This window comes from Tropicimonas sp. IMCC6043 (genome assembly GCF_004146235.1).
Lineage (GTDB): Bacteria > Pseudomonadota > Alphaproteobacteria > Rhodobacterales > Rhodobacteraceae > Tropicimonas.
The window spans coordinates 403,880-410,671 of sequence record NZ_SELO01000002.1; the positions used below are offsets into that span (position 1 = coordinate 403,880).

The 6,792-nt window shown below is 62.0% G+C and carries 5 protein-coding genes, 2 tRNA genes and 2 pseudogenes; 5 read left to right on the plus strand and 4 right to left on the minus strand.

Annotation, left to right across the window (positions count from 1 at the left end):
* Nucleotides 1-61 precede the first annotated feature (61 nt).
* Complete coding sequence (locus EU800_RS04260) at nt 62-448, plus strand: MAPEG family protein (protein ID WP_129628864.1); 387 nt, start codon at nt 62-64, stop codon at nt 446-448.
* 27 nt (nt 449-475) lie between these two features.
* Here EU800_RS04260 and EU800_RS04265 read toward each other — a convergent pair whose 3' ends face one another.
* The gene (locus tag EU800_RS04265) at nt 476-1,399 is read right to left on the minus strand and encodes a ketopantoate reductase family protein (protein WP_129628866.1); all 924 of its coding nucleotides are present in this window, start codon (nt 1,397-1,399) and stop codon (nt 476-478) included.
* Between the two features lie 151 nt (nt 1,400-1,550).
* Between EU800_RS04265 and EU800_RS04270 the strand changes: the two genes are divergently transcribed.
* Both EU800_RS04270 and EU800_RS04275 read left to right on the plus strand, forming a co-directional pair.
* Nucleotides 1,551-1,625: transfer RNA gene (locus EU800_RS04270), tRNA-Gly, on the plus strand.
* Nucleotides 1,626-1,664: 39 nt separating this feature from the next.
* A tRNA-Gly gene (locus tag EU800_RS04275) sits at nt 1,665-1,739 on the plus strand.
* Between the two features lie 315 nt (nt 1,740-2,054).
* Here the strand turns inward: EU800_RS04275 and EU800_RS04280 are convergent.
* The 3 genes and pseudogenes from EU800_RS04280 to EU800_RS04290 all read right to left on the minus strand — a co-directional run.
* Nucleotides 2,055-3,406 (minus strand): IS3 family transposase gene (locus EU800_RS04280; RefSeq protein ID WP_371685566.1). Its coding sequence is split into 2 segments (ribosomal slippage): nt 2,055-3,068 and nt 3,071-3,406, totalling 1,350 coding nucleotides; the frame shifts between segments, so codons are not numbered across the junction.
* 748 nt (nt 3,407-4,154) lie between these two features.
* A pseudogene (locus tag EU800_RS04285) lies at nt 4,155-4,487 on the minus strand (transposase); the annotation flags it as partial.
* A 9-nt stretch (nt 4,488-4,496) separates the two neighbouring features.
* Nucleotides 4,497-4,917 (minus strand): annotated as a pseudogene (locus EU800_RS04290) (transposase); the annotation flags it as partial.
* A 183-nt stretch (nt 4,918-5,100) separates the two neighbouring features.
* Between EU800_RS04290 and EU800_RS04295 the strand changes: the two are divergent.
* Both EU800_RS04295 and EU800_RS04300 read left to right on the plus strand, forming a co-directional pair.
* Complete coding sequence (locus EU800_RS04295; protein ID WP_129628870.1) at nt 5,101-5,613, plus strand: hypothetical protein; 513 nt, start codon at nt 5,101-5,103, stop codon at nt 5,611-5,613.
* A gap of 28 nt (nt 5,614-5,641) precedes the next feature.
* The gene (locus EU800_RS04300) at nt 5,642-5,995 is read left to right on the plus strand and encodes a hypothetical protein (protein WP_129628872.1); all 354 of its coding nucleotides are present in this window, start codon (nt 5,642-5,644) and stop codon (nt 5,993-5,995) included.
* Nucleotides 5,996-6,792: the final 797 nt, after the last annotated feature.

Genomic DNA, 6,792 nt, shown 5'->3' on the forward strand with positions numbered 1-6,792 from the left:
GGGGGCCCTGCGTCCGGGCAACTGATCCGGGCCTGCCATCTCAGTGTGAAAGGACGCACGCATGCTCGTGATCACCCCGGTCTATGCGGGCCTGCTCTCCTTGCTCCTGATCGGCCTGTCGGCGCGGGTCATCCGGCACCGCTATGCGGCCCGGATCAGTGTCGGCGACGGCGGCGACCCGGAGATGCAGCGCCGCATGCGCGCTCAGGCCAATTGCGCCGAATACGCGCCGATCGGGATCATCCTTCTGGCGATGGCCGAGATCCAGGGCATGCCCGCCTGGCTCGTCACCCTTTTCGGCGCGATGCTTCTGCTGGGCCGGATACTCCATGCGTGGGGCTTCTGCGCGACGCCGCAGGTGATGTCCGCGCGCAGATGGGGGATGATCCTGACCTTCGGGATGATCGGCATGCTAGCGCTGGCAAATATCGGCCACGCTCTTTCCTGACCACCGCCTCCGGCTGGCCGCCGCCGGTCAGCCCGGCGCCCCGTCGCGGAAGGGGCGAAGGACAGAATACGCCATGGCATGAACCGGGGTCGGGATACCATGGGCCGCGCCGAGCCGGGCGATCTCGCCCGAGACATCCTCCAGCTCGAGCCGCTTGCCCCGGCGCAGGTCGTCCAGCATGGAGGCATGAACCTCGCGCCGCATCGCCGTGACGATGCTCCAGGCCCGTTCTCCCGCCTCGGGCGACAGCCCGGTGCAGACCGCCTGACCGACCGCCATTGTCTCGTCGAGCGCCGCGCGCAGCAGGCCCAGTGTCTCGGGGCAGTCGCGGATCGCCCCGAGGTCCAGCCGCGTCAGGCAGGTCAGGCACGCCATCGGCGCCAGCAACGCGAATTTCTCCCACAGCGCAGGCTCGGGATCGACGACGCGCTCGACCGTGATACCGGCGGCGTCGAGCGCCTCGGCAACCGCGTCGAGCGGCCCGGTGCGCCCGTCCATGAGCGGGCCGAGAACTAGCCGGCTGAAATCCGACCCATGCCGGATCACGCCCGGCTCGGTGACCTCCGCCGGCATGTAGACCATCCCCGGCGCAACCCGGTCCGCGCCGATGATCGCGGCCAGCCGCCGGTGCGCCGTCACCCCGTTCTGCCCGGTGATCACGATGCCCGACGTGCCGAGACAGGAGCGCAGCGCCTCTCCCGCGCTCTCCACGTCATAGCTCTTGACCAGGAGCACAACGGCATCGACCGGGCCCGCCTCGGCCGGGTCGGCCAGCGCACGGACCTCGGGCAGTTCCAGATCTCCCAGCGGGCTGAAGATCCTGATCCCGCGCGTCTGAAGCGCCTCGAGTTGCGCGCCGCGCGCGACGAAAGTCACCGCGTGGCCTGCCGCCTGTAGCCGCGCGCCATAGTAGCTTCCGAGCGCCCCCGCCCCCATGATCATGATGTGCATCTTCTGCCCTCCGAACCTGCCCGGCCAACCGACACCGAAGCCGACCGAAGTGCAAGCCGCGACCAAAGAGGCAGGAAAAATCCCGCCCTGCCCTGCGATTTCCCCTTGAACCCCGAGGCACGGGCCGATACATCCCCGCTCACTCTCGGATGCGGGCGTAGCTCAGGGGTAGAGCATTACCTTGCCAAGGTAAGGGTCGTGAGTTCGAATCTCATCGCCCGCTCCAAGAGAGCGACCGGGAGGCCGGTCCGATAGCCAGTGAAGCGCGGGCGTAGCTCAGGGGTAGAGCATTACCTTGCCAAGGTAAGGGTCGTGAGTTCGAATCTCATCGCCCGCTCCACTGGAAAAAAATCCAAATTTTCTTTTGCCTGACACTCCCCGCAACGAGCGCGATCCACGAAAGCCTGTGTTGACGTCGGTGCAGCTGGCTGTGACGAAAGAACGGTCGTGGCGCACAATCGTCTGATGGTATTTCTGTTCAAATCGATAGAGTTAGACGTTCATCATAAGCAGCTGGGCCCCGGCACAATACAAGACCAGACCCCGTCAGTTCACCATGTGGCGTCTTAAAAGCGTGGATTGTCCGTCGTCAGAGTTTTTCGGAGAGCGTGAGGCGTTTTCGTAGCGGGGGTTCCGGTTCGCTTTCTATTTGAGGTTATGCGGCGGCACTGTCGTGCTGCAAGCGGCGTTTCCGGATGGTCTGTTTCTTGATCTCCTCTCTCATTGACAGGATCTGAGCGCCTCGTCCGTGATAGACGTCAGCGGGTGTCAGGTTGTCCAGGCTCTCGTGGTAGCGGTGGTTGTTGTAGTGTTCGACGAAGGCTTCGATTTGTCGTTCCAGGTCGCCGGGCAGATAGTAGTTTTCCAGCAGAATCCGGTTCTTCATGGTTTGGTGCCAGCGCTCGATCTTGCCCTGTGTCTGGGGGTGATGCGGTGCGCCGCGAACGTGGTCCATGCCCCTGTCCTCAAGGAAATCGGCGAGATCCCCAGCGACATAGGACGAGCCATTGTCGCTGAGTAGCCGAGGTTTGTGGACGACCGTCGCCTGGTCACAGCCCGATGTTTCCAGCGCCAGTTCCAAGGTGTCGGTGACATCTTCGGCCTTCATGGTCGTGCAGAGCTTCCACGCAACGATGTAGCGGCTGTGATCATCGAGGATCGTGCTCAGATAGAACCAGCCCCAGCCGATGACCTTGAGATAGGTGAAGTCGGTCTGCCAGAGCTCGTTGGGTCGGGTGGTCTTGTCCCGGAACTCATCTGCGGCGCGGATGACGACATGGGCTGGCGCGGTGATCAGGTCGGCGACCTTGAGGATACGGTAAGCCGATGATTCCGAGACAAAGTATTGCTTCTCGTCGGTGTATTTGACCGCCAGTTCCCGAGGCGTCAGGTCCTCGTGCTCCAGGGCGAACTCAACGACATCCTCGCGGATATGGTCGGGAATGCGATTCCACACCGACCGGGGTCGTGGCGACCGGTCGGCCAGTGCATCAAGCCCACCTTCAGCCCAGCGGGCATACCATTCGTAATAGGTGCTGCTGGGAATGCCGATCATGCTCAGCGTTCGCTTCACCGGCAGATGCGACGCCTCGACAGTGCGGATGATCTCGAGCTTTTCGGATGCGGGGTATCTCATTCGCCGTCGTCCCCATCTCCGAGCATGCTTTTTTTGAGCAGCCGGTTCTCGAGCGTCAGGTCGGCCACCACCTCCTTGAGAGCTGCTGCCTCAGACCGGAGTTCTTTAACCTCCGGGGCCGTAGCTTGGCGGGCGGTGTCCCCCGCAAGACGCTTTTTCCCCGCTTCCAGGAATTCCTTCGACCAAGTGTAGTAGAGACTCTCGGCAATCCCCTCCCGACGGCACAGTGCGGCGATACTCTCCTCGCCACGCAACCCAGCCAGCACGATGCGGATCTTCTCTTCCGAGGAGTAATGCTTGCGGGTCTTCCGCTTGATCCCTCTGACCAACTTGTCAGCGGCATCCTTCGATGTTCCGGGTGTCTTGTTCATCTTCGCTCCTTAGTGGCTTCGATGAACCAGAACCCTCCGTTGCTCAAACCCCTAATTCTCTCCGATGGGCGCTTACGTCAGACACAAGCCCGAACGCCGTTTGTTGGGCGTCACGGAAACCACCCCGAGCCAGCAGGGCGGCATGGGGGGCAGCCCGCACCTGCTAGAAGGGATGCGGCGTGCCTTCAATGAGGATCTTTTGGTCTGGCAAATAAGGTCGCTCAGAGTGATGCTGGATGACACCGCCACTCGCGAACCGGCATTGATGGAGCGTGGTTTGCTCGATGCCCAATTCGCCCTCGTGATCGACCTGATTGGGCAAGCGATGAAGCGAGCGGATAAGCAGCCCGATGCGGACGGACGGAAGGGCGCTGGCGGGAGGCCCCTCAATGCGGCAGGATGGGAACTGCGAACCTATGCGCTTGCGTCCGTGGACGCCCTCACGGAGGCGCTGGGTGGGCGCGGGCACAAGGCCGCGGCCCGGACGCGTGGTTGCCGATATGATGAACGCTGCGGGCGTCTCAGTGAGCGCAAAGAGCTATTTCGAGAATGCTCGCCGCGCGAAAGCGCCCGACCGATACCCGGTAGATTTGCAGGCTGTACGTCGTGATGCTAAGGACCGCCTGCTCGACGCCCATGCCCGAGGCGAGCCCATCGAGGCGTATATTCGACCTGCAATTGCCATGCGTTGCCGCGTCGTTCGGCTACTGGAGCGCGGCGGTGTCGTCTTTGATGCGGCGAACCGTGTCGTACCGTAGGCGTGCAGATAGACCTCTTCGTACTTGATCGTTCGCCATAGCCGCTCGACGAAGACGTTGTCGCGCCAGGCACCCTTTCCGTCCATGCTGATCTGGATCTCGGCAGCCTTCAGAGACTTGATGAAGTCGATGGATGTGAACTGGCTGCCCTGGTCGGTGTTCATGATTTCCGGCTTGCCGTATCTGGCCATCGCCTCTTTCAAAGCTTCGAGGCACGGTTCCGTCTCCAGCGTGACCGAGAGCCGCCAGGCCAGCACCTTTCGGCTGAACCAGTCCACGACCGCTGTCAGGTAGACGAACCCTCGGGCCATGGGGATGTCCGTGCGGCGCAGTCGCTGGGTCGAGCGGTGCTGGCCGAGGACACGGCAGGCGAAACGCTCCGAGACGCGGAACTTGTGCCTGACATGATCGACGCAAGCACGGCGGCGGGCGGGGCTCAGAAGTTTCCCGACGCGGCCTCTCGCAGGATCAGCTTCTCGAGGGTCAGGTCGGAGACGGCCTTTCGGAGCCACTCCCTCGCCATTGGGCTCGAACCGATGGCGCCTCAATGCCTCGATCTTTCTCCAGTTCCTTCAGCCGCTTCACCTGGTTCGTCTTCAGCCCACCAAACTCCTTGCGCCACCTATGGTTGGTGAACTGCGTCACACCGATCGACCGAACCGCCTCGGCCACCGACCGTCCTTGCGACACCAACACGTCGACCTGCCGTAGCTTCGCGACGATCTCCTCGGGCTTGTGCTTCTTCTGGGGCATTCCTTCATCCTCCAACTGGCTCGAAAGCCTACTTCAGGGATGACCACTTTTCAGGGGGCAGACCACGTAGGTCACATTGGGCCCAATAAAGTTTGCCAAGGGGCACTCAGAATGACACCATGTACCCACAGAAGATCACTTGCGAAAGATCGCTTAGTATCATGTTTCGCGGGAGGTGGCCTGATGATTCAAATCAATATCGGCGATCACACCAGCCCGATGGCGGGCTATATCGCGTTTCCGAACAATCGTCGCGAAGACATACGCTGGGCTCGGCGGAGGGCTTTCTGGATTGCGCGCAACAAGCCGGGAGCGAATCCCTACTTCGCGGGACTGCCCGGCGGCCGAACCCTTCAGCAGCTTCTTGACGACAACACCATCTGGATCAACTACCACGCCACGCTGGCCGATTGGGGCCAGACAAACCATGCGGGCGGCAAGGAGATGGCAATCTCGGTGACGGCATTCCGTGTCAGCAAATGGTCGGTGCTTGCCACGTTGATCCACGAATTGGCACATGTGAACGGGGTTCGGGGCGCGGTCAGCCCGCAGGCCGCCGAAGACGCACTGATCCCGTGCGGACTTGGCCGCCAATCGGAGCGCGATACCTCGGTGGATGACCCCGCGACGCCCTTTGACCCGGGCATCATCGGGTACCGCGTGCGGCCGACTGGCAGCGAGTGGGTGTATGCCTAGACCTTTGGCAGTTGCGCTGGGACTGGCGGTGGCGCTGGCGCCCGCTTCCGCTCTGGCATGCCGCTGTAAGGCACGCAGCCTCGACGAGGCGGCTCTGCTGGCGGATATTGTCGTCTCGGCAAAAATCGTGGCTGCGAACGATCTGGATCTTTCCCGCAGAGAGTTTGTCCTGCAGATCCTCGAGGCATTCAAGGGACGTCCGGAAGAGCGTCTCACGGTCCTCTCCACCAGCGACTGTGCCTTTTTCGCGGAACCGGGCGAGACCTATCTGATGTTTATTCGGGACGATTTGGAGTTCGGCCTGCATACTGACATCTGTTCCGGAAACCTTCCTATGGACGATCCCCTTACGTCAGTTGCAGTGGATGCGTTACGTAAATAAATATAAAGGCTTACGCATCAAGACTGCGGCCCGCCTCCGCCCCGATTGCTGCGTGTGTGAGGTATGTAAGGGGACGGACATCGCCTTCGCGTTGAACGGCAGGCCGGTCTGCCTCTCAGTCGTCCTCGCATATTCGCAGTCCGCGACGCCGTTCTGGACCATGATCGCGATCAACGCGCTCGACGGCCTTTTTCAGATTGTTTTACGGTTAAACGAGGTGAACTCCCGGTGAGAGGCCCGAAGCAACGGATGATGCGCCCGAGCCGAAGGACAACAACGTCCTTATGCCAAACTTAGATGATAGGGTTAGACGTCGGCACCGCGAAGTCAGCGGCATTCCCGCTCCCGTTGCGACCGAGAACTACCTACCCAGCTTCCTTGTCGACCGCTCCATGCCCCCATTGCACCCGCGAAATCTCTGGCAGTTGCAGCGGCGGCCGATCCCGGCTTGCCTTCAACTTATCCAACTCCTCCTGAAGCCGCTCCAGATCAAGGTGGCCCTGCATGCCGCCCAGACGCTCTAGGAGCGCCACGTAGGCCCTTGCCTTTTCCCACCAGGTCACGAGCGAGGCCACGCCCTTGCTGGCGACGCTGGTCCAGTTCCTGGCCTATCTCGTCGCCTTTCTTCTGGTCATCGCGCTTCTGCTGCATGACCGCAAGGCTTGTAGAGCTCGGACGTCCGTTCCCGCGCAGCCAGCCACCACCCGGACTGTTCCGGCCAGGCCGAGAAGGTGGTGTCGTGCCCGAGATCGCGCGCGGCATGGAGCGCCCAATTCGGATTGGCGAGCGCCTCGCGT

Coding starts and splice junctions, on each gene's coding strand:
- EU800_RS04265 (WP_129628866.1), bottom strand. CDS start 1,399: ATGCACATCATGATCATGGGGGCGGGGGCGCTCGGAAGCTACTATGGC.
- EU800_RS04260 (WP_129628864.1), top strand. CDS start 62: ATGCTCGTGATCACCCCGGTCTATGCGGGCCTGCTCTCCTTGCTCCTG.
- EU800_RS04295 (WP_129628870.1), top strand. CDS start 5,101: ATGATTCAAATCAATATCGGCGATCACACCAGCCCGATGGCGGGCTAT.